The organism is Acinetobacter sp. AC1-2, assembly GCF_016124155.1.
Taxonomy (GTDB): domain Bacteria; phylum Pseudomonadota; class Gammaproteobacteria; order Pseudomonadales; family Moraxellaceae; genus Acinetobacter; species Acinetobacter calcoaceticus.
The window spans coordinates 41962-64941 of the sequence record NZ_JABFFO010000002.1 but is presented as its reverse complement, the minus strand read 5'-3'; the positions used below and the strand labels follow the sequence as shown (position 1 = coordinate 64941).

Annotated in this window: 23 protein-coding genes, 3 tRNA genes and 1 pseudogene; 10 read left to right on the top strand and 17 right to left on the bottom strand. The window is 41.2% G+C overall.

Annotation, left to right across the window (positions count from 1 at the left end; all coding sequences use genetic code 11):
* Window positions 1–2: 2 nt before the first annotated feature.
* Genes HL290_RS10520 through HL290_RS10510 form a run of 3 tightly spaced genes read left to right on the top strand, consistent with a single transcriptional unit; the run spans window position 3 to window position 1219 of the window.
* Window positions 3–530: a Na+/H+ antiporter subunit E gene (locus HL290_RS10520; RefSeq protein ID WP_005037176.1), complete on the top strand. Its 528-nt coding sequence runs from the start codon at window positions 3–5 to the stop codon at window positions 528–530.
* Window positions 527–802, top strand: a complete 276-nt coding sequence (locus tag HL290_RS10515; RefSeq protein WP_005037177.1) for a monovalent cation/H+ antiporter subunit F — start codon at window positions 527–529, stop codon at window positions 800–802. Before HL290_RS10520 ends, HL290_RS10515 begins: the two co-directional genes overlap by 4 nt.
* 12 nt (window positions 803–814) lie before the next feature.
* Window positions 815–1219 (top strand): Na+/H+ antiporter subunit G, encoded by a 405-nt coding sequence (locus tag HL290_RS10510; protein WP_005037179.1) that lies wholly within the window; start codon window positions 815–817, stop codon window positions 1217–1219.
* Window positions 1220–1279: 60 nt separating this feature from the next.
* On the opposite strand, the gene HL290_RS10505 is transcribed toward HL290_RS10510, so the two are convergent.
* The 9 genes from HL290_RS10505 to tpiA all read right to left on the bottom strand — a co-directional run bounded on the left by HL290_RS10505 (window position 1280) and on the right by tpiA (window position 8213).
* Window positions 1280–1681, bottom strand: a complete 402-nt coding sequence (locus HL290_RS10505) for a ribosome-binding factor A (protein ID WP_003654587.1) — start codon at window positions 1679–1681, stop codon at window positions 1280–1282.
* On the bottom strand, window positions 1681–4380 hold the full coding sequence (infB, locus tag HL290_RS10500) for a translation initiation factor IF-2 (RefSeq protein ID WP_198496444.1): 2700 nt from the start codon (window positions 4378–4380) through the stop codon (window positions 1681–1683). The genes HL290_RS10505 and infB overlap by 1 nt, the downstream gene beginning before the upstream one ends.
* Window positions 4381–4390: 10 nt before the next feature.
* Window positions 4391–5875, bottom strand: coding sequence for a transcription termination factor NusA (gene nusA, locus HL290_RS10495; RefSeq protein ID WP_198496443.1), 1485 nt, complete (start codon window positions 5873–5875; stop codon window positions 4391–4393).
* 37 nt (window positions 5876–5912) lie between these two features.
* Window positions 5913–6437 carry a ribosome maturation factor RimP gene (gene rimP / locus HL290_RS10490; RefSeq protein WP_003654583.1) on the bottom strand — a complete coding sequence of 175 codons (525 nt, stop codon included), beginning with the start codon at window positions 6435–6437 and terminating at the stop codon, window positions 5913–5915.
* A gap of 215 nt (window positions 6438–6652) precedes the next feature.
* Window positions 6653–6729 (bottom strand) — tRNA-Met (locus HL290_RS10485).
* Between the two features lie 89 nt (window positions 6730–6818).
* Window positions 6819–6895, bottom strand: a tRNA-Met gene (locus HL290_RS10480).
* A gap of 40 nt (window positions 6896–6935) precedes the next feature.
* A tRNA-Leu gene (locus tag HL290_RS10475) sits at window positions 6936–7020 on the bottom strand.
* Between the two features lie 56 nt (window positions 7021–7076).
* Window positions 7077–7406, bottom strand: coding sequence for a preprotein translocase subunit SecG (gene secG, locus HL290_RS10470; RefSeq protein WP_092710024.1), 330 nt, complete (start codon window positions 7404–7406; stop codon window positions 7077–7079).
* A gap of 12 nt (window positions 7407–7418) precedes the next feature.
* Window positions 7419–8213, bottom strand: a complete 795-nt coding sequence (gene tpiA, locus HL290_RS10465; RefSeq protein WP_198496442.1) for a triose-phosphate isomerase — start codon at window positions 8211–8213, stop codon at window positions 7419–7421.
* Between the two features lie 291 nt (window positions 8214–8504).
* Between tpiA and pilB the strand changes: the two genes are divergently transcribed.
* From pilB to coaE, 4 genes are read left to right on the top strand one after another with little or no spacing between them, the layout of a single operon-like run.
* Window positions 8505–10217, top strand: a complete 1713-nt coding sequence (pilB, locus tag HL290_RS10460; protein WP_198496441.1) for a type IV-A pilus assembly ATPase PilB — start codon at window positions 8505–8507, stop codon at window positions 10215–10217.
* 27 nt (window positions 10218–10244) lie between these two features.
* On the top strand, window positions 10245–11471 hold the full coding sequence (locus tag HL290_RS10455) for a type II secretion system F family protein (RefSeq protein WP_198496440.1): 1227 nt from the start codon (window positions 10245–10247) through the stop codon (window positions 11469–11471).
* Complete coding sequence (locus tag HL290_RS18790; RefSeq protein WP_198496439.1) at window positions 11471–12331, top strand: prepilin peptidase; 861 nt, start codon at window positions 11471–11473, stop codon at window positions 12329–12331. The genes HL290_RS10455 and HL290_RS18790 overlap by 1 nt, the downstream gene beginning before the upstream one ends.
* Before the next feature lies 1 nt (window position 12332).
* Window positions 12333–12929: a dephospho-CoA kinase gene (coaE, locus tag HL290_RS10445; protein WP_198496438.1), complete on the top strand. Its 597-nt coding sequence runs from the start codon at window positions 12333–12335 to the stop codon at window positions 12927–12929.
* Here coaE and HL290_RS10440 read toward each other — a convergent pair.
* The 4 genes from HL290_RS10440 to HL290_RS10425 form a co-directional block, all read right to left on the bottom strand.
* Window positions 12926–13840: a DMT family transporter gene (locus HL290_RS10440; RefSeq protein WP_056483131.1), complete on the bottom strand. Its 915-nt coding sequence runs from the start codon at window positions 13838–13840 to the stop codon at window positions 12926–12928. The genes coaE and HL290_RS10440 overlap by 4 nt on opposite strands.
* Window positions 13841–13875: 35 nt before the next feature.
* Window positions 13876–14625 (bottom strand): 23S rRNA (guanosine(2251)-2'-O)-methyltransferase RlmB, encoded by a 750-nt coding sequence (gene rlmB / locus HL290_RS10435; RefSeq protein WP_005037200.1) that lies wholly within the window; start codon window positions 14623–14625, stop codon window positions 13876–13878.
* A gap of 102 nt (window positions 14626–14727) precedes the next feature.
* Window positions 14728–15054, bottom strand: a complete 327-nt coding sequence (locus tag HL290_RS10430) for a pyrimidine/purine nucleoside phosphorylase (protein ID WP_003654567.1) — start codon at window positions 15052–15054, stop codon at window positions 14728–14730.
* A 76-nt stretch (window positions 15055–15130) separates the two neighbouring features.
* Window positions 15131–16441, bottom strand: a complete 1311-nt coding sequence (locus tag HL290_RS10425) for a tetratricopeptide repeat protein (protein ID WP_198496437.1) — start codon at window positions 16439–16441, stop codon at window positions 15131–15133.
* A gap of 114 nt (window positions 16442–16555) precedes the next feature.
* Here HL290_RS10425 and recN point away from each other — a divergent pair, with 114 nt between their 5' ends.
* The 3 genes from recN to ruvX all read left to right on the top strand — a co-directional run bounded on the left by recN (window position 16556) and on the right by ruvX (window position 19343).
* Window positions 16556–18223 carry a DNA repair protein RecN gene (gene recN, locus HL290_RS10420; protein WP_045436815.1) on the top strand — a complete coding sequence of 556 codons (1668 nt, stop codon included), beginning with the start codon at window positions 16556–16558 and terminating at the stop codon, window positions 18221–18223.
* A 125-nt stretch (window positions 18224–18348) separates the two neighbouring features.
* A complete protein-coding gene (locus HL290_RS10415) occupies window positions 18349–18903 on the top strand; it encodes a YqgE/AlgH family protein (RefSeq protein ID WP_003654562.1) in 555 nt (184 codons plus the stop codon).
* The gene (gene ruvX, locus HL290_RS10410) at window positions 18903–19343 is read left to right on the top strand and encodes a Holliday junction resolvase RuvX (protein WP_002115066.1); all 441 of its coding nucleotides are present in this window, start codon (window positions 18903–18905) and stop codon (window positions 19341–19343) included. Before HL290_RS10415 ends, ruvX begins: the two co-directional genes overlap by 1 nt.
* 42 nt (window positions 19344–19385) lie before the next feature.
* Here the strand turns inward: ruvX and HL290_RS10405 are convergent, their stop codons facing one another.
* From HL290_RS10405 to HL290_RS10390, 4 genes and pseudogenes are all read right to left on the bottom strand, one after another.
* A complete protein-coding gene (locus tag HL290_RS10405; RefSeq protein ID WP_127493314.1) occupies window positions 19386–20387 on the bottom strand; it encodes an HlyD family secretion protein in 1002 nt (333 codons plus the stop codon).
* Between the two features lie 39 nt (window positions 20388–20426).
* On the bottom strand, window positions 20427–20633 hold the full coding sequence (locus HL290_RS10400) for a DUF1656 domain-containing protein (RefSeq protein ID WP_198496436.1): 207 nt from the start codon (window positions 20631–20633) through the stop codon (window positions 20427–20429).
* On the bottom strand, window positions 20626–22725 hold the full coding sequence (locus HL290_RS10395; RefSeq protein WP_198496435.1) for an FUSC family protein: 2100 nt from the start codon (window positions 22723–22725) through the stop codon (window positions 20626–20628). The genes HL290_RS10400 and HL290_RS10395 overlap by 8 nt, the downstream gene beginning before the upstream one ends.
* Window positions 22716–22847: pseudogene (locus HL290_RS10390) on the bottom strand (hypothetical protein). Before HL290_RS10390 ends, HL290_RS10395 begins: the two are co-directional and overlap by 10 nt.
* Window positions 22848–22980: the final 133 nt, after the last annotated feature.

Below are 22980 nucleotides of genomic sequence, written 5' to 3'. Positions count from 1 at the left end.
CAATGCAGTTATCTCATTTGCTTGAACGCTGGTTTCCACATCCATTTGTTTCCGTTCTTATCATTTTATTTTGGCTGATGCTGTCACATAGTCTTGATGCCAGTGATCTTTTGACGGCTGTGCTTTTAGGCTTGATCATTCCTCGTTTAGTCAAACCGTTCATTACTCGCACACCGCATATTCACTGGAAACCTGCTGTTAAATTATGCTTTGTAGTTCTTTGGGATATTGTGATTTCTAACTTTCGAGTAGCAAAGCTCGTTTTAGGACCTACCAAAAATTTACATCCTAAATGGTATCGTGTGCCACTAGAAACAGAACATGAGCAGGTCAATACATTACTGGCGATGATCATTACGACAACGCCAGGTACTGTCTCTGCGGGTATTGATCAGGAACGTGGAGATATTTTGGTTCACGCCTTGAGCACGGATGATACCGAATCTGACATTCAAGACATCAAACAACGCTATGAAATTCCACTTATGGAAATTTTTGATGTAAAAAGCGAAACGGAGGCAAGTGTATGACAATCCTACCCTATGCTCTAGGTATTAGCTTAATTGCCATTACAATCTCTATGCTACTTTGTCTTTTCCGAATGGTAATCGGTCCATCAATTGTAGATCGACTTTTAGCACTCGATACTCTTTTCTTAAATGCAACTTGCCTCATTGTTGTGCTAGGCATTTACTGGATGACGACCTCTTTATTTGAAGGAGCGCTATTGGTTGCTATGCTAGGCTTCGTGTCTACAGCAGCTTTAGCTCGTTACTTCACAACCGGCCATGTTGTCGATTAAGGAGAGATCAAAATGCAGTTTGTAATGGAAATTATTGTTTCGGTCTTTCTGGTTTTTGGCGCTTTCTTTATGTTAGTCGGCTCAATTGGTATGGTCCGCTTACCTGACTTATTCATGCGCTTACATGCACCCACAAAATCGAGTACGTTAGGATTAGGCAGCTTCTTGATTGCTTCCATGATCTTTTTTGCTTTTCAAGGTCGCTTTGGTTTTGCCGAGCTACTGATTACACTTTTAGCTTTTATTACCGCACCGGTTTCAGCAAATTTAATTGCTCAAGCTGCGCTACATTTACGTTTGCGCTCGCTTAGTGGAGAAGTTCCCGAAGCAATTGAACGCCCTTTGCCTTGGGATCGTTATAAAATTGGACAGCGTTTCTCGCAAAATAAACCTCCTATGGACCCTCCTAAAGAATAGGCGAAAAAACCAACCAATAAAAAAGCCACCCAAAGGTGGCTTTTTTATTTTTAATTTATATTACTGTTCGTCATCTGACTCGCGTTTCGGTAAATCATTTACCGCTTTCTCGATCAGACCAAACATATAGTTACCATACGCATTAGTCTTATCATAATGGAAACGCAATCTTGGCGTAATACGTGTCTTGATACGACGGCTCAATTCATGACGCAAGAAACCAGAAGCTTTATTTAATACGTCTAAAGTTTCTTTATTTGCTGCTTCACTTTGCTCATCACCAAGCTCACGTCCCATTACAGTGACATAAACTTCAGCATAACCCATGTCTGCACTGACTTTCACCGCAGAGATGGTCACTAGACCACCTAAGCGAGGATCTTTAAGCTCCTGACGGATCAGCTCAGACAACTCGCGTTGTACTGAATCCGCCATGCGCTTTAAGCGTTGGCTACCCGCCATTAAAGACTCCGTTTAATCAATTGAACATCATAGACTTCGATCTTATCTTTCACTTTGATGTCTTTATAACCTTTCACCGCAAGACCACATTCCATACCGGCACGAACTTCTTCAACCACTTCTTTATAGCGACGAAGAGATTCAAGCTCACCTTGGAACACAACCACGTCATCACGTAATACGCGAATCGGTTTATTACGATGCAATACACCTTCAAGTACCATACAGCCTGCTGCTGCACCAAACTTACTTGAGTGGAATACTTCACGTACTTCAGCAACACCCAAGATAGTTTCACGATGTTCAGGAGCAAGTTTACCACTCATGGCATCTTTCACATCATCAATCAATTCATAGATGATGCTGTAGTAACGAATATCGATACCGTCTTGGTCACTTCTCTGACGAGCAGTCGTATCGGCACGAACGTTAAAGCCCAACAATACAGCTTCTGAAGATTCAGCAAGAATCACATCAGACTCAGTAATCGCACCAACACCCGAACTAATTACACGAACTTTTACTTCATCAGTAGATAATTCATGTAAAGCTGCATTCAATGCTTCTAAAGTACCACGTACGTCAGTTCTTAAAACAACGTTCACTGTAGGAACATCTTTTTTGCCCATTGACGACATGATATTTTCAAGACGCATTGCGCTTTGACGATCAATACGTTTTTGACGTTCACGATCAGCACGAGCATCAGCAACTTCACGTGCTTTCTTCTCGTCATTTACGACAAGAACTTCATCACCTGCCATTGGAGCATCTGGAAGACCCAGAATTTCTACTGGAATAGATGGTCCTGCTGATTTAATAGGCTTACCATTTTCATCAGACATTGCACGGACACGACCATATGATGAACCTGCAAGAACAAGGTCACCAATGTTTAATGTACCGTTTTGAACAAGAATAGAAGTTACTGCACCACGGCCTTTATCAACACGCGCTTCAATAACAACACCTTGCGCAGCACCTTCAGCAGATGCTTTTAATTCCATCAATTCTGACTGAATAAGAATTAAATCAAGGAGTTCATCAATACCTTGTCCACTGTGTGCAGAAACCTTAGCAATCGGAACATCACCACCCCATTCTTCTGGAACGATTTGTTTCGTTGTTAATTCATTTAGCACACGGTCTACATCAGCAGATTCTTTATCCATTTTGTTGATTGCAACAATAATTGGAGTACCTGCTGCACGCGCATGGTCAATTGCTTCTGCAGTTTGTGGCATTACACCGTCATCTGCTGCAACAACCAATACAACGATATCCGTTGCTTTAGCACCACGTGCACGCATTGAAGTAAATGCAGCATGTCCCGGTGTATCAAGGAATGTAATGATTCCTTTGTCTGTTTCAACGTGATATGCACCAATATGCTGGGTAATACCACCTGCTTCGCCTGCCGCCACTTTCGAACGACGGATACGGTCAAGCAATGATGTTTTACCATGGTCAACGTGACCCATAATGGTAACAACTGGCGGACGAGTTGTTTGCTCACCACGTGCTTCTTCAGCCGCTTCAAGCAAGTTATCTTCCGCTTGTGTATCAGAAACTAAAACAGGGTTATGGCCCATTTCTTCAACAACAAGTGCTGCTATATCTTGATCAATAGCTTGTTCTTGATTAACCAACTCACCCATTTTCATAAGTGATTTGATAACTTCACGTACTTTAATCGCCATTTTTTGAGCAAGATCGGCAACAACAATGCTTGAACCGATTTCTACATCATAAACTTGCTTTTTAACTGGCTTTTCAAATCCATGCTTATTTGCCTGACTTGATTTTAAACCACGTTTGTTATGGTTAACAAAGCTTTGCTCTTCTTGACCACGACGACCACCTTTTTTACCCGCACGAGGGTTAGTGGTTGCGCCACCGCGTTTAATTTCACGGTCTTCTTGCTTAAATGAATCTTCATAAGCTTGGCCAACCAGACCTGAAGCAAGTGGAGAATCATCAATCACACGAATTGTCGTAGTAGCTTCGTCATTTGAATACTTAGACGCCATTTTGCGCATTTGTTCAAGTGTACGTTGCTGAGCTTCTTCAGCCGCTTTACGACGCGCAGCTTCTTCAGTCGCTTTTAACTGAGCTGTTTGTGCTTCACGCGCTTTCTTTTGCTCTAATGTTTCTGCTGGTTTTGGTGCAGGTTTTACTGTACCACCACCACGTCTTTTCACGACTACAGCAGCTTTAGGAGCTGTCTGTGCAGCGCTATCTTGTTGATGAGCAACACGCATAGCATCTAAAGTTGCTTTTGCTTTTTGCTCTGTTTGAAGACGCGCGTTTTGCTGTGCAGTGTCACGCGTTTGCTGTTCTACACGTGTTTTAGCTTCAGCTTCTGCACGTGCTTTAGCTTCAGCTGCAATTTGTTCAGGGTTTGGTTTAGCAAAAACCTGTTTTTTACGTACTTCTACGTTAATTGTTTTTGCTTTACCTGAAGTACTTGCAACTTTAGCGGTACTGGTTGTTTTACGTTTCAACGCAATTTTTCCTGTGTTACCACTTTCCTGACCATGCACTTTTTTCAAATGATTGACTAAAGTATCCTGTTGTTCAGTGGTAATAATATCGTCTGCTGTACGTTGAGGCAAACCTGCTTCACGAGCCTGTTCTAGGAGCTTCTCAACAGGACGTTCTACACTGAGAGCTAACTCTTTAATCGACTTGTCCGTCATATTTCATCTCCTAGTTAAACCATGATTCGCGAGCTTTCATGATCAATTGACCTGCTTTTTCATGATCAAGACCTTCAATATCAGAGATATCATCAGTAGCCTGATCTGCCAAATCGTCGACAGTAATAATACCGCGCGCGGCAAGCGAGTAAGCGATCTCAGAAGTCATGCCTTCCATAGTTAGAAGGTCTGCGCTCGGTTCTTGAATATTTTCTTGCTGTTTCAAAGCATCAGTAAGTGCTGCTTCTTTTGCACGACTTTGCAATAACTCAACCAATTCAGCATCAAGCTCAATTTCGTCAAAAGTTTCAGCTGGAACATAAGCAATCTCTTCTAAAGAGGTAAAGCCCATTTCCACCAATGCCATTGCTAAATCTTCTTCAATATCGAGACGTGATACAAACATGTCAAGATATTGCTGAGCTTCATTTTGCTGACGAGCACGATACTCTTCTTCAAGCATCATGTCGAGTTTGTAGCCAGTTAAATCAGAAGCTAAGCGAACGTTCTGGCCTTGTGAGCCAATCGCACGAGCCAATTGATCGCTGGTTGCAAAAATAATATCGGCACTTCTTGCATCTTCATCAAGCACGATGCCTGAAACATCAGCTGGTTCTAATGCACTTGCAATGTACTGAGCTGGATCATCAGACCAGACCACTACATCAATACGTTCACCGTTTAACTCTTGTTGTACTGCTTGAATACGCGTACCACGCATACCAATACATGCACCGACAGGGTCAATACGATGGTCATTTGTTTTCACTGCAATTTTAGCACGAACGCCTGGTTGACGTGCCGCTGCTTTAATTTCAATAATTTCTTCAGAAATCTCAGGAATTTCTTTTTTCATTAAAGCAATTAACATTTCAGGCTTAGCGCGTGATAACAACAACTGAGCGCCACGACCTTCACGGTTCACATTGTATAAAATAGCGTTCATACGTTGTTTCGGGCGAAGAATTTCTTTAGGAATCATTTCTTCGCGCGCAAGATAAGCTTCTGCGTTGTCGCCTAAATCGATAATAAAGCCATCTTTGGTTTGTTTTTTCACTTCACCGTAAATCAACTCACCAACTTTAGACTCGTATGCATCAGCAACTAAAGCACGCTCAGCTTCACGAATTTTTTGTACAATAACTTGTTTTGCAATTTGTGCAGCGATACGACCAAACTCAATAGATTCTACTTCGAGTTCACGTACATCACCAATTGACCATTTAAATGGGTCAAGGTCAGAAATCGCATCTTGGCAAGCTGGCATTTCATGATCTTCATCTGCCACAACAGTCCATTGACGGAACGTACTGTAATCACCAGTTTTACGATCAATTTCTACACGAAGCTGAGCTTCTTCAGCATGCGTACCTTCGTAAAATCTTTTCTTCGTTGCGGCAACTAGAGCTTGTTCTAAAGCCTCGAAGATCGCTTCACGACTAACACCTTTTTCATTACTAACCGTTTCAACAACGGTAAGAATTTCGCGGCCCATAAGTCACCTACCGATTTCTTATAAAATTTAAATAAATTTAATCTTGATAGATCAAGTTTGCTTTATCGATATTGTTGCTGTCGATCTCAAGCACATGCTGCCCATCAACTTCAACCTGAATTTCTTCATTTTCAAGGTCTACTGCGATAAGTTTTGCTTGAAATTTACGACGGTTTTCTACTGCTGCAATCAAACGCAAAGCAATTTGTTGTCCAATGTAGCCTTGTAACTGTTCTAGTTGAAAAAATGGACGATCCCAGCCCGGTGAAGAAACTTCTAATGAATACTCACCTGAAATTGGATCATGAACATCCAGCATTGCGCCGACTTGTTGTGTTACACGCACACAATCTTGTACACCAATACCACGGCCTTGTTCTACTTCGCCATCTTCATCAAGTACAGGCTCAGCATCTTCACTTACCGCTTTGTCGATATAAATACGCAATAATGAACGTTTGCCTTGTGGGAGAAACTCGATTCCCCAAAGGTCGACACCACATGCTTGTACTGCAGGAACAATTAAGTCATGCAATGCTTGGGATTTATTTGATAATTTCATTTACTCTCGTCATTCTCGTGCGATTCAATCGGTTGTTTTAACCGACACAGACCTACTATAGTGAAGCATGACTATTTGACCAATTGATGTCGAAACTACACGATAGCGATACGATAACCAATAAAAAAGGGCGTTAATCGCCCCTGTCTTGCACAGAAAACAATAGTCCACTGTGCAAAAAGGCCCACTTGTTTGTGAGCCTCTTTTAAGAAACTTGGTAGCGGGAGCTGGATTTGAACCAACGACCTTCGGGTTATGAGCCCGACGAGCTACCAGACTGCTCCATCCCGCAACAACGTGCAAAAATTATATACAAATATCAAATAAAGTCAATGTAAACTTACTAGATATTTGCCTGATTAAGTTGCACCTTAATCAAATTGGTAGCGGGAGCTGGATTTGAACCAACGACCTTCGGGTTATGAGCCCGACGAGCTACCAGACTGCTCCATCCCGCAACAAAAACAAACCACACGCATCAACTTTCTGGTTAAAAGCTGGTGCGGAAGGGGGGACTTGAACCCCCACGCCCGAAGGCACTACCACCTCAAGGTAGCGTGTCTACCAATTCCACCACCACCGCAGCTTGTGGGACGCATTCTAGTGCTTCCCACCACAAAAGGAAAGCCCTATTTCGAATTATTGACTCGTTTTTGGTGCAGTTGGCGAAGTTTCAGGCAATGTGCTTGGTGTTGGCGCAGTAGTTTGTACAGTTTTTAGACTATAAGCCTCTGTAGTTTGCTTTTTCGCAAAAACAGCTAGGGTTAAACTAGTCACAAAAAACAAGGCTGTTAACACAGCAGTAAGGCGAGTAAGGAAGTTAGCTGAACCCGATGCACCAAATACAGTGGCTGCTCCGCCGCCGCCAAAAGAGGCACCCGCATCCGCACCTTTACCGTGTTGCACTAGAATCAAGCCAATCATCAGTACCGCTAAAATAATATGTACGATCAGTACAAAAGAGTGCATACCCTATCCTCGTTATTTACTTTGTGCAAAGGCTTGTACGATTTGGTAAAAAGATGCTGCATTTAACGATGCACCTCCAACCAACGCGCCATTAATATCTGGACATGCTGCCAACTCGACTGCATTTTCAGCTTTTACACTACCGCCATATAAAATCGCAATGTCTGGACCCGCAGAGGTAATCTGACTTAAACCTTCACGGATTTTAGCATGCATAGCCTGCGCATCTTGTGGTGAAGCAGTTTTACCTGTACCAATTGCCCAGATTGGCTCATAAGCAATTACAATTTGCTTTTGCCATTGCTCTGCGGTCACTATAGGAGCTATATCACAGATTTGTTGCAATACAACCTGCTCTGCCAAATCTTGTTCACGCTGTTCGAGACTTTCCCCCACACAATAAATGACAGTTAAGCCTGCATTTAAAGAATTTTGGAGCTTTGCCTTCAAAATTTCAACGTTATCACCTAATAAATCACGGCGTTCAGAGTGACCCACCAATACAAAATTAATTTCGCTATCTTTTAATAATTCTGCACTGACTTCACCCGTATAGGCGCCTGTACCTGCTACACGCGATACATCTTGTGCAACTGTATATACTGTTCTTGCAGCATCTTGCAATTGTGTTTGTACCATTGCAAGTGCAATAGAAACTGGAGCAACCCCGACATGGCAGCTTTCATCTGCAATTTGGTTTTGTTGCAATAGTTGTTTAAATTCTTCTATAAGTTGTTTGGCATTGGCACGCATTGGGTTCATTTTCCAGTTGCCAACTACCCAAGGCGTAATCGTCGAACCCGACATACGGCTCACCTTTCATCAAAAATGCAGCACATTCTACACGCATTTCTACAAATTTCAGATACTTTTCTTTAACGGGGTTGCTCATATCTTTTCTACTATTTGAAATCAGTAATAAAACTTTATTGAGCCCAAAGCCTTAGCTTTTAAAAATTAATGAATAAAAACTTCGACTGGTTCAAGCTTTGATAAGCGGATCAAGACGAGAGCATCATTTTCTCAGGTAGTAATTTTAGATAACAAAAGTATAATTTTTTATATACCAATTATAAACATATGAGCACAGGTAGGCAGATGTCAGTCATACATACATCTCCAAAATTTTCGGGGTTTTTTCGACGATTAGTCGAAGAAAAACATGTGTCGGCAGCGACCATGCAAACAGCATTAGATGCGGCAAAAAGAGCTAAACAGGATACAGTTTCGTACCTGATTGAAGAGGTTCATCTCTCCCCTTCTTTATTAGCTGAAACAATTTCTATTGAATTTGCTGAACCATATTTTGATCTGGATGTTTACGATACCAGCCAGATTCCTAAAGATTTGGTCGACCAGAAACTGATTTTAAAACATCGGGTCTTGCCTCTCGTACAAAGAGGACAGATTTTATATGTTGCTACCAGTAACCCCAATAATATTGAAGCGATTGATGCTATTCGCTTCAACAGCAAGCTTATGGTTGAGCAGGTTATTGTCGAGCATCATAAACTTGAGAAAATTCTGGCGCAGCAATTTACTGAAGAAAGCAGTTTCGAGTTTAGTGATGAAGAGTTTGATCTTGATGTAGATCTTGATACCTCAACCGCTCCAGAAGAGGATGAGGATACTCCGCAAGGCGATGAAGCACCTATTGTTAAATATGTTAACAAGTTATTAATAGATGCGATTCGTATGGGGGCTTCTGATTTACATTTCGAACCCTATGAGAAATCGTATCGGGTCCGTTATCGGGTCGATGGCGTTTTGCGTCAGATTGCAAACCCACCTTTGCAACTAGCTAACCGTTTGGCTTCACGCTTGAAAGTTATGTCTCAAATGGACATTTCCGAAAAGCGTGTTCCTCAAGATGGTCGTATCAAACTCAAGCTATCGAAATCTAAAGCAATTGATTTTCGTGTGAACTCTCTTCCGACCTTATTTGGTGAAAAGCTAGTTCTACGTATTCTCGATCCATCTAGTGCCATGCTTGGGATTGATGCTCTAGGATATGAAGAAGAGCAAAAAGCACTCTTTATGGAAGCATTAGATAAGCCACAAGGTATGCTTTTAATTACTGGTCCTACAGGTTCTGGTAAAACAGTATCCTTATATACGGGCCTCAACATTTTAAACACTGAAAGTTCCAATATTTCTACTGCCGAAGATCCAGTCGAAATTAACCTTGAAGGTATTAATCAGGTTAACGTAAACCCTAAAGTAGGTCTCACTTTTTCAGCTGCGCTTAAATCATTTTTACGTCAGGACCCTGACATTATTATGGTCGGTGAGATTCGTGATTTAGAAACAGCTGAAATCGCGATTAAGGCTGCTCAGACGGGTCACATGGTAATGTCCACACTACATACCAACAGTGCCCCTGAAACACTTACTCGTCTACGCAATATGGGAGTTCCATCTTTTAATATTGCGACATCGGTCAATTTGGTCATTGCTCAACGTTTGGCACGTCGATTATGCCCTCAATGTAAGGTGCCTAGTGAAATTCCTAAACAAAGCCTATTAGAAATGGGTTTTACCGAACAAGATCTAACACACCACGATTTTCAAGTTTTTCAACCAGTCGGTTGTCCAGAATGTCGTGAGGGTTACAAAGGTCGAGTTGGTATTTATGAAGTAATGAAAGTCACACCTGAGATTTCCAAGATTATTATGGAAGATGGCAATGCTTTAGAAATCGCTGCCGCTTCTGAAAAACTGGGGTTTAGTAATCTGCGTCGCTCAGGTTTAAAGAAAGTTATGCAAGGTGTTACTTCTTTACAAGAAGTCAATCGCGTAACCAGTGAATAAAAGACAATTTAAAATAAGGATAATGTCATGACTGTCAAAAAGGCACAATTGATGCCGACTTTTGCTTATGAAGGGGTTGACCGTAAAGGCGTAAAAATTAAGGGAGAACTTCCGGCTAAAAATATGGCTTTAGCTAAAGTCACCCTACGCAAACAAGGTGTAACTGTCCGTAATATTCGGGAAAAGCGTAAAAATATTCTTGAAGGTTTATTTAAGAAAAAAGTATCAACGCTCGATATCACGATTTTCACGCGACAACTTGCAACCATGATGAAAGCTGGTGTCCCACTGGTACAAGGCTTTGAAATTGTGGCAGAAGGTCTAGAAAACCCAGCGATGCGCGAAGTAGTACTCGGTATTAAAGGTGAAGTTGAAGGTGGCGGTACTTTTGCCTCAGCTTTAAGAAAGTATCCTCAGCACTTCGACAAATTGTTTTGTTCTCTTGTAGAGTCTGGCGAACAATCCGGTGCGCTTGAAACCATGCTGGATCGTGTGGCAATTTACAAAGAAAAAAGTGAATTGCTCAAGCAGAAAATCAAGAAAGCCATGAAATACCCAGCAACGGTTATTGTAGTTGCTGTGGTTGTTACCATTATTTTGATGGTTAAAGTAGTTCCCGTCTTCCAAGACCTGTTTTCTTCCTTTGGCGCAGATTTGCCTGCATTTACACAAATGGTCGTAAATATGTCGAAATGGATGCAGGAATACTGGTTCATTATGATTATTGTGATTGGTGCAATTATTGCTGCGTTTATGGAAGCTAAAAAGCGCAGTAAAAAATTCCGTGATGGTTTAGACAAACTCACGCTTAAGTTACCTATCTTTGGTGATCTTGTTTACAAGGCGATTATTGCCCGCTACAGCCGTACTTTAGCAACTACTTTTGCAGCAGGTGTTCCGCTCATTGATGCACTTGAATCAACAGCTGGTGCAACCAATAATGTTATTTATGAACAAGCTGTAATGAAAATTCGTGAAGATGTTGCAACAGGTCAACAACTCCAATTTGCGATGCGCGTTTCAAATCGTTTTCCATCTATGGCTATACAAATGGTCGCAATTGGTGAAGAATCTGGTGCACTAGACAGCATGCTCGACAAAGTTGCCACCTACTATGAAAATGAAGTTGATAATGCCGTTGATGGTTTAACTTCAATGATGGAACCTTTAATTATGGCAATCTTAGGGGTACTTGTAGGCGGTCTGGTTATTGCTATGTATCTTCCAATTTTCCAAATGGGCTCAGTCGTGTAATGCAAGAAATTATTGCTTATTTTATTCAAAACTTAACTGCACTTTATATTGCAGTTGCACTATTGAGCCTGTGTATTGGTAGCTTTTTGAATGTGGTGATTTATCGCACCCCCAAAATGATGGAACAAGATTGGCAGCAAGAATGTCAAATGTTACTCAATCCTGAACAACCAATCATTGACCATGAAAAGCTAACATTAAGTAAGCCCGCTTCATCATGCCCCCAATGCCACCAGCCCATTCGCTGGTATCAAAATATTCCTGTCGTCAGTTGGTTAGTTTTAAAAGGTAAATGTGGGCATTGTGAGCATGCAATTAGCATGCGCTACCCAGCCATCGAACTATTAACAATGGCATGTTCACTGGTTGTGGTCATGGTGTTTGGCCCAACCATACAAATGCTTTTTGGACTAGTCCTGACTTGGGTTTTAATTGCTTTAACATTTATTGATTTTGATACTCAGCTGCTACCCGACCGTTTTACCTTACCTTTGGCCGCACTGGGTTTAGGTATTAATACCTTTAGCATCTACACCACACCCACTTCAGCTATTTGGGGTTACTTAATTGGTTTTTTATGCCTATGGATTGTGTATTACCTATTTAAAGTAATTACTGGCAAAGAAGGCATGGGCTACGGCGACTTTAAGTTGCTTGCGGCATTAGGTGCATGGATGGGGCCATTGATGCTGCCATTAATTGTGCTATTGTCATCTTTACTAGGTGCAATTATTGGCATCATTTTACTAAAATTACGCAATGACAATCAGCCCTTTGCCTTTGGGCCGTATATTGCCATTGCGGGTTGGGTTGCCTTTTTATGGGGTGACCAGATTATGAAAATCTATTTGGGAGGTTAAGATGGCTTTTATTCTGGGAGTCACAGGTGGTATTGGTAGCGGGAAATCTGCTGCAACACAATGGTTTGAATCCCAAGGAATACAAGTTGTCGACGCCGACATCATTGCTCGCGAAGTGGTTGAAAAAGGCCAACCTGCCCTTCAAAAAATTCAACAAACTTTTGGAGACTGGGTACTTCAACCTGATGGAAGCCTAGATCGTCGTGCCCTACGCGAGTATATTTTTCAAAACCCACAAGCGCGCCATACACTTGAGCAAATTACTCATCCTGCAATCCGCCAATCTATTATTCAACAACTACAAAATCCACGTAGCGCTTATGTGATTTTAGTTTCACCATTGCTCTTTGAAACCAACCAGCATGAATTGGTTAATCACACGTTATTAGTTGATGCGAGTGAACAAACTCAAATTCAGCGTGCAAGTCAACGCGATGGACAAAACCAAGAACAAATCCAGAAAATTATTGCGGCGCAAATGCCACGTGAACGAAAACGCGAACTTGCCAATGACATTGTGTTTAATGACGGATTACTCGAACATTTACATCAACAATTAGAGCCTTTACATCAAAGTTATTTGAAACGTACAGACTAATCTGGCTCATTTTGCTGTTTAATTTTTTGTGCCAAGCTATCTGGTCGGAACCATCGCCAAGGTTGTAAAGCACCGATTCCCATTCCGACCAAGCCCACAACAATCGATGGGCTTAACGCCTCCCCTAACAGAGGTACGGCCAATATGGCTGCAATAAAAGGCGCCAAAGTGACAATGCTTCCTGTTTTAAAAGCACCTAAACGCTGAATCGCTGCCACATAAGTCAAAGTTGCAATAATAACGACAAACACACCATGGAAGATGCCTTGTATGGCTAAATGAACAGGACTGACTTCCATGAAATGCTTAGGCAAAAATAAAACATAGATGGGCAAATAAATAATTGCAGACCAAATCGCAACACTTGCCATTGAGTGCCATGCAGACAATTTCCACTGTTTAAGTAACACAGTGAAAATACCCCACCAAATCGCACTAATAAAAAGGAGTAGATCACCTATTCCAAAAGCAGAAGCATTACCTTGCAGCATCAAAACACTCATGAGCCCTAAAGCAGCGATCATGATTGCTAGACTAGCCCATGTATGCTTATCAAATGGTTGTCTAAATAAAATATATGCTGCGAACGCAGTACAAATTGGGATACAGCCATTTAAGAAAATTGCAGCGTGAGCGGCGGGAGCATAGAGAAAAGCGGTATAGACGGTAAGACAATAAATGACCCCACCAATCAAGGCCAAAATAACCGCATGCTTACTCCATAAAAAAGCCAGATCTTTTTTATAGATCAGAATAGGCATTAAAATTAAGAAGGCTATAGCGAAGCGTAGTGCGGCAATATCCCAAGCACTGATGTGCCACTGTGCATTTAAACGGGCAAAAAGCGTAAACCCGCCCCAAATGCACATGGTCACCAATACAAAGAAATAACCTTGCTTACGGGGAGACATATCAAGATGACTTAAAAACTAGAAAGGCAGCTAAATTATACCTCAGAACGCTGGCGGCAAGCCTCATAAAGAGCCATACCAGTCGCTACACTGACATTTAGACTTTGTAGATTTCCTGACATAGGAATATAAACTTTATGATCACACTGTGCCTGTGTAATAGGACGCAAACCGGTATCTTCAGCTCCCATCACAATCACAACTGGGCCAGAAAAATCGCACTTTTGAAGTGGCAACGCACTTTCATCAAGCATGGTGCCAATCACACGCACATGCGTTGTTTCTTTAAGATGAGCCAATGTACGAGCTAAATTTGTGACTTGAATGAATTTAACTTTCTCCGCTCCACCCGCTGCAACTTTACGAGCAGTTGGCGTTAAACTTGCCGCACGATCACGAGGCACGATGACCGCTTGTACACCCATCGCAGCGGCAGTACGAATACAAGCCCCTAAGTTATGTGGGTCTGTTACCTGATCCAATGCCAACAACAAGGCATCTGGAGTTTCACTTAAGATTTGATCAAGATCTTGCTCATTTAAGACAGGATGCGGACGCACTGCTGCAACTACGCCTTGATGAAATGGTAGACCTGCAAGTTTTTCAAGACTATCGCGGCTTGCTTTTTGTACACTAATTCCAAAAGGCTCTGCCAATTGCAAAATCTTTTGCAAACGCTGATCATCCCGTCCTTTTAAAGTAAACAGGGTTAGCACACGCTCCGGCTCAAGTTCTAGCAATGACTCCACTGAATGAACGCCATAATAATATTCCTGTTTTGCCATGCATGACCTCTAACAACGTTTGAGCAAAAAAATAAAAATCCTGCAAAGCCAACTTCACAGGATTTCTTTGGGCATAGTGTACCCGATTTGAACAGGAATTTCTTAGCCTTCTAAATGGCACACGTAATCGAGGACTTCATCAGTTTCGATTTTGAAAACGCTATTTCCAGGCACGTAAAATGATTGGCCTGCACGGAACAATTCACTTTCATTACTGTCCGCAATTGTTACGCGACATTCACCTGAAATAATTTCCATACGCTCAGGGACATGCGTTTCAAAAGTTAAGGCTTGCTCAGTCGGCAAAATAACACCTAGTGTTTTTTTCGTTCCATCTTCAAATTGCACGGTATGGCTGATACATGCTCCACCAAAATAAACGTTTGATTTTTTGATGACCGTTACATGATCAAATTGGTTTGTACTCATGCACATTCTCCAGATAATGCCATATTTATATAAATTATGATGAATGTAGTTTAATTGTGCCTAAATAACTAATCAATCAGTTTTCATACGGATAGACTTGTAATTTCCACTGCTCGGCCTGAATTTTTTTGGCAAAAGCATGAGGTAAATTAATCTCAATATTTCGACTATTCGACACAATTGCATCGTATCTGCAAACTTCGACCTGATTTTCATCTAGGAGTACCCAACACACTCTTTGCGCTGTTGGATGGGCAACTGCTGTAGCAACCACCGGTGAACCGTCATTCATTCCTACATGAAAATTTTCACTGTCATTTTGCATTAACACCAGATCATAAGCTGGAAAATCAATAGCATCTGAATCGAATTGCTGGCTATCGTGTATAAGCACACTCTGTTTTAAAGTCGGCCAAATACAATAACGCAAATAATGCTGATCCATTACCCGATTATCCAGATAACGCCCGGTGGCAACATAATCTCTGATATGTGCTTCAATATTATGAAAAATCCCCGTACATCCGCCCCACATTCCAGCCAGAATTAGTTCGGTATGAGAATAGTTATCTCGCATTAAATGAAACCATTTATCGCTCTTGAGCCACGCATCTACAGCCGCCCTTTCACGGTACGACACAATCGAGTCGGCATCACGTATAAGAAAACGCTTAATTGTTGGATCATCCATCACAAAAAAACGCCAAAACAGCCCTGATAGTTGTTTTTGGGAGTCTGTAACTTGGATGACTTGCGCACCCTTCTCTTTTAAACGCTGTTGCACAAGCACTGGTACGGTATCATCTACATAAAATCGGCACGTCCATTCTGGATAAACTTGTTTGGCTAACTCAGTATTTAAAATAGAGGTTTCACAATAACGCGGGTTTGCTCCAAACAATGAAAAAGCAATAATATTTTCTTGAGGGTTTGAACTAAACTCTGGGGGTGCATGATTGGGAATAGGCAAAACAGGTTCGTTCTTAGCCAATTCTTTTTTAGTTGTAATGGCCAAGTGTCCAAATTTTATTGTTTCTTCTTTTTTATTTAAATGATGACAAACTTCTGTTAATCCATCATATAAGTTTGTATTTACGTTAGACCCACTTGCCTGAATCGCTTGCAAATAGTGTTGATAGGCATCGTTATAACGGCGTAAGCGTAGCTCAGTATATGCCAAATCGGATAATGCTCCTGGATGCTTGGGAACTAAATTAACAGCCTGTTTAACATGTTGATAAGCTTTGGCATAATCGCCTTGTGCAGCTGCTTGTTTAAATGCATTAAAATGTTGATTTAAAATTTTATTCATTTCCGCAGGATTGTTTTTTTTATGACGGTTAATCATCCCTATCGGTGGTTTCGGTAAGCTTAATGTTTTTTTCATTGTAAATATCCGCAATCTTGCTGTTCTATAATTTCAGTTAGAATAATAGATCACTTGTAGCAAATTCAAAACTTCTCTATCTTTAACCCATAATTTGGCGCGTTGGATGCGTTTATGCTCACACATTTAACTTTAATTAATTTTGCATTAGCTGATCATTTAGCTATTGATATAGAACAAGGATTTAATGTTCTAACAGGCGAAACAGGTGCCGGAAAATCATTATTACTGGATGCACTTTCTGCCTGTCTAGGGGAACGTACAGATACAAATTATGTCCGTTATGGTTCAGACAAAGCGGATATCACTGCTGTTTTTACCTATCAAAATAATAGCCCTGAAGAAAAATGGCTACAAGAACACGAGCTAGATGATGATTCTGGGGAAATTCATTTACGTCGCGTTATTTTTGCAACTGGACGTAGTAAAGCATGGGTCAATGGCCGCCCTAGCAGTTTATCTGAACTCAAAGAATTGGGCCGTTTACTCGTTCAACTCTATAGTCAGCACAGCCAGCAGCAGCTTCTTGAACCGCCTTATCCAAAGCATTGGCTAGATCGTTATAACAATTTTTATGTTGAAGCGAATGATGTACGTGAAGCCTATAGTATGTGGCAACGCACGATTCGTTTACACCAAGCTGCCTTAGATGCACAAGCAACACGTTTGCAACGTATTGGCACTTTAGAGCATCAAATCGAGGAACTTGAAGAGGTTGTCCAAACCGATTACAAAGAAATTGAGCAAGAATTTGATCGTCTTAGCCATCATGAACATATCATGCAAGACTGTAGCTATAGCTTAAATGTTTTAGATGAAGCTGAGCAGAATATTACTCAAGAAATGTCTTCGATTATTCGCCGTCTAGAATCTCATGCCGGGCGTAGTGATCAACTTTCTGAGATTTATAATTCTTTACTGAATGCTCAAAGTGAAATAGATGATGCAACGGCGAACTTGCGCCAATTTATTGATCGTCAGAGTTTTGATCCAGAGCGAATGGAAGAACTCAACTCTAAACTTGAGGTTTTTCATCGTCTGGCACGCAAATACAGGACTCAACCGGAAACACTTAAAGAAGAATATGAAGCTTGGCAACGTGAGCTTGAGCAACTACATCAACTTGAAGACCCAGAAACACTGGCAGAGCAAGTTGAAAAGTCGCATGAGGAGTTTTTAGAAAAAGCTCAGCATTTAGACAATATTCGTCGTGAAGCTGCCGCTCCGCTTGCTAAACAATTAACTGAACAAGTGAAACCTTTAGCGTTACCAGAAGCACACTTCGAGTTTAAGTTCGAACCATTAGAACAACCAGGTGCAGAGGGTTTAAGCTTTATTCAACTTTTATTTACTGCCAATAAAGGTATTCCTCCACAACCACTGGCACGAGTGGCATCTGGTGGTGAGCTTTCTCGTATTGCACTCGTGATGCAAGTCATGAATGCTGAGAAAACCGAATCCGAAGTTTTGGTGTTTGATGAAATTGATGTCGGGATTAGTGGCGGTACCGCAGAAGTTGTGGGACGTTTACTTGCCGACTTAGCGCAACATGTCCAACTCTTATGTATTACTCACCAAGCACAAGTTGCTGCGCAATCTGATCAGCATTTATTAGTGAAAAAACAACAAACTGACCCAGCCAGCAGTACAATTATAGAACTTGATGAAAATCAAATCATTTTTGAATTAGCTCGCATGTCAGGTGGTGTTGAAATTAATGAAACAACCTTGCAGCACGCAAAACAATTACGCCAACTTAAATTTCAGGCTTCTTCAAATTAATAAAGAAAATGAGAGAAAAAGATTGGCGAAATCCGATTAACTCTTGTATGTTGATAAAAAGAACCTATATAGATAAAAGGGTCGAGAGGCCCTCTAGTGACATTTTTTGAGGGAGAACCGCTTAGGTGACCAAACAATACCTGACTCACCGTTGTCTGATTGCCCCGCCAGAAATGGCAGATGACTTTTTCGCAAACACTGTAATTTATCTTGCTCGTCATGATGAAGAAGGTGCTCAAGGCATTATTATTAATCGTCCTTCTGGTATTCAAATTAAAGAATTACTCAATGATCTCGACATTGAAGCTGACAATGTAAATCCACATGCGGTTTTACAAGGTGGTCCTTTACGTCCTGAAGCTGGATTTGTTCTCCATACGGGGCAACCAACATGGCATTCATCTATTGCTGTAGGTGAAAATGTTTGTATTACGACCAGTAAAGATATTCTTGATGCGATTGCTCATAACGAAGGTGTCGGTCGATACCAAATTGCATTAGGCTATGCGAGCTGGAGCAAAAATCAGTTAGAAGACGAAATTACGCGTGGTGACTGGCTCATTTGTGATGCCGATATGGATCTGATTTTTAACCTGCCTTATGACGATCGTTGGGATGCAGCTTATAAAAAAATTGGTGTAGATCGTGCGTGGTTAGCATCTGAAATCGGACACGCTTAATGACCGAAACACAATCAAAATCGATTATGGCTTTTGACTTTGGTACTCAAAAAATGGGAATGGCGATTGGCCAGTCTTCGATTGAAAGTGCCAACCCTCTCCCTCTATTTGTCATGAAAGATGGTATCCCCAATTGGGATCAACTCTTAAAAATCGTGAAAGAATGGCAACCTGATTTATTTTTGGTCGGTCTTCCCCTAAATATGGACGATAGCGAGTCAGAACTCTCTACACGTGCTCGCAAATTTGCGAGACGTTTACGTCATCAAACCAACATAGAAACCTTAATGGTAGATGAGCGTTTAACGACACGTGAAGCAAGAGAAGAGTTAGGTTTTTACCAAGAACAAGGTCGAGCAAAAAAGCTATCAGCAGATAGTTTTGCAGCTGCACTACTCATTCAGAGTTGGTATCGAAATCCAGTCGGTTTAACACCCTAAGATTTAAAAAAAGAAGGAAGGCTAAAGCCTTCCTTCTTTTTTTTACTTCTCAACAATATGTACGGTAGCAGTTCGTCCAGAGACAAAAGCAAGCTGATTCTTCGGTGTTTCATCCAGTACGATCTTCACGGGTACACGCTGTGCTAAACGAACCCAGCTAAAGGTTGGGTTTACATTGGCAAGAAGCTTAGAGCTACTTGAACGCTCACGATCTTCAATTCCCGATGCAATACCTTGTACATGGCCTTTAATTTTTTGGTTATCACCCATTAACTGTACAGTGGCCTGATCACCGACATGAATACGATTTAATTTAGTCTCTTCAAAATAACCCACAACATAAAGTTGTTTACGGTCAAGTAATGCAGCAACCGCTTGGCCTACTTGAACATAGTTTCCTGGGCTCATATCAAAGTTAGATAAAGTACCATCCGCTGGTGCAACCACTGCGGCACGATGCATATTAAGCTCAGCCAAATGTAAACTGCTCGTTGCTGCCTCAATCAAAGCCTGCTGTTGCTTAACAGTTGCTTCTGCTTGCTCAATTGCTGCTTGTAATTGCTCATGCTCTGCATGGGATTGATCACGTGTTGCAAAAACCTGATCTTGTTCTTGTTTTGAAATCGCTCCATCCATTAAGTTTGAATAGCGGCTCGCATTTTTTTCAGCTAAACGAATATTGGTATCTGATTTAATCAGGTTTGCTTTTGCTTGAGCTAAGCCTGCTTGTGATTGAGCAAATGCTGCTTTCGCTTTTGCTAAATCAGATTTTGCTTGCTCGACATCTAAAGCTCGACGAGACACGTCAATTTTAAAGAGTACCTGCCCCTTCTTCACACTCTGGTTATCTTGAACCAAAACTTCTGTCACAAGGCCAGCTACATCCGAAGATACTTGAATAACGTCACCACGAACTCGACCATCTCGTGTCCACGGCGCTGCATTGTAGTAGTTCCACAAATGCACAATGGTATAGACCGCAACCATTAATGCGACAATCAAAATTACTGGACGGATGACTTTTTTCAAATCCACCTGATTCATTTCACTCACCTAACTCAATCTTTAATTTCGCAATCATCTCTATGCACCCACCCCAACAAAAATTTGATGTATCACCAAGAGTAATAAAAGGTAAAAACACAAATTAAAAATACTAGGTAATGCAATCCAGCCTTGTGCAATCCACTTGTTGGTTAAAATACTTAATCCACGGAAACATATATATGCCAAGAGGGCTTGAACGAGCAAAGAAGGCACGTAAATGCCATAAACATTAAACTCACCCATTTGCTGTGGCTCCTCTAAAGGTACTGTTTTCATTCATTTGATCTGATGAAACATGACACATGCTATAAGCAATATTGTTAAGTGAAATGAGTAATCTTTGTCGCATAGTCATATCGTCAACATTTGAAGCAAGCTGTTTTAGTTCAAATAAAGCTCGATGGATTTTTTCCACTAAAGCCACAGTATTGTCTGCATCATTTTCTTTAGCTCTAAACAGTTCATCCAGATTCTGTTGCAGATTTCCGATGTGATGAGCCAGTTCTGAATTTTGAGGGAACTGATTCGCTAGTTCTTGTAATCTACTTAAATCGACAATACTGCTCGACTCAATCAGTGCTTGATGAATTGAAGTTTTAATCTCGCCAGATTGCACCATTTTGCTGTTTAGAATCCCAATTCGGTCTAGCATGCTGCGTAAGTGAACTTTAAAATCAAGACCATATGGCAAATAAATCGCCTGTCTCATTGCACGATAATGCAAGGCCAAAATACGGCTGGCACTCGTGTCTGGAGACATTGCACGAACCACGTCAATGACAACTAAAGACACTAAGACACCCAAGATCATGGCAAAAGAACCATCAAGATAAGACACTGCATCCATGCTATAAGCATTGTGCAGGTTTAGGCCCATCATGGTATTAATACCCAAAACCATACCCACTGGCATAAGCATCTGGTTAGCCATCATAGAAACTGCAAACAGGAACATAGGTAATAAAACCAGTCCAAGCTCCCAGAATGTGGTGACATGAGGAAAAATACCAAACGCGTAAACGAAGACTAAAACTGCTGAAGCGATACTGCCCCAGATAAAAATACGCAAAACTGGAACGGGGTTATCTAAGGCCGTTAAAATACAGGCCGTTACTGCGCCCATTTGCGCCATCATAAATCCAGCTTTCCACCCCGAAATAATCCAGACCCCAGTCACAATAAATGTAATAAGGACTGCACTAATGCCGCCTCGTATCGCCACACCATGATCACGGTGTAAACTCGGATATTTGGTGGTCATTGGAGTAATGTTGTCAGGAATTTCTTTATTACCTTGCTGAATTCGTTGCCACAAGACTTTAACCGCTAAAACATTGCTAATGAAATGACGTACATCCATTTTCATAGCTGCGACCAAAACTTGCTGATGTGTAGAAGCCGATTCCATCAAACTTGCAAAATCACTTTCAAATTCATCTGGTAACTGCAAAATATTTTCATCAACAATTAGATCTTTTTGCTCCAGAAAATGTACAACATGGGCTGAGAGCTGTTGCAGTTTTTCTGCATGAGTCTCGATAAAATGCAGTTCTTGAAGCTGCTTAATACGCTCAGATAAAGCGACCAGATTAGCGACCACCATTGAGATTTGATGAAGCATTTCCTGCAATGGTTTGGTCATGCCATGCAATTCACCCTTCTCATAACTCAAATGTACTGCCAAAGCATGAATATCTGTGGTGTCGCGAGTAATGGTCGCTAAAAGTTGAGTATTGTTCTGCTGCGGGTCAGCAGTTAATAAATTAGCAAACAGATTTTCTGTATCTTTCAGCGTTTTGATGACGCGTTGCTTAATCGCAGAACCAATGTGCATTGGAAGAATAGTGGCAGAAACCACAGCGCTTGAAATCACCCCAATCGAAATCTCTATGACCCGAGCTAAAGCAATATCAAAAATATTGTATTGATCAATATACGTAATCGCATTGAAGACAATCATGGCTGTCGAATAACCCGCCAGCATAAAAGCATAACTGCGTGGAGTCCGGTCAAGTAAAGACACATAAAGCGCAAAACCCACCCACAACGACAACACCACAGTAAACAACCAAGGTGTATTAATTAGATGTGGCGTTAGCGTTAAGGCAATCACAGCCCCACCAATCGTCCCTACCACACGGTAGACACACTTAGAGGACACCATTCCTGAGTAAGGATTGGCAATAATCAGGACCGTACCAATCGACCACATCGGGTTAATCAGATCTAATTCAAATGAAACAAATAACGCCAGCATGCCGGCAATAAATGTTTTTGTTGCAAAGATCAGATCAAGCCTACTCGGGCGAAACGCCAGTATTTGCTTTAATAACATGAACTCATCTCAAATACAGATTTGAACTGATGAGCATGCCCTTCAATGTTAAATTGCCTTTCTAGAGACAACAAAACTGTGCCATTTGCCTAAAAGCAAATGAGATGAGGAGCATCCTTCAATACAATGATTTTTCCACATCCTGCCTGATTGGCCCAGATGATTTCAATTTGGACGTTATTTAAACGGCCAAACTTTGGAAAGAAGAGGTATCAAGAAATTCGCCTAGAATCGACCAATTTCTCGATTAGATAT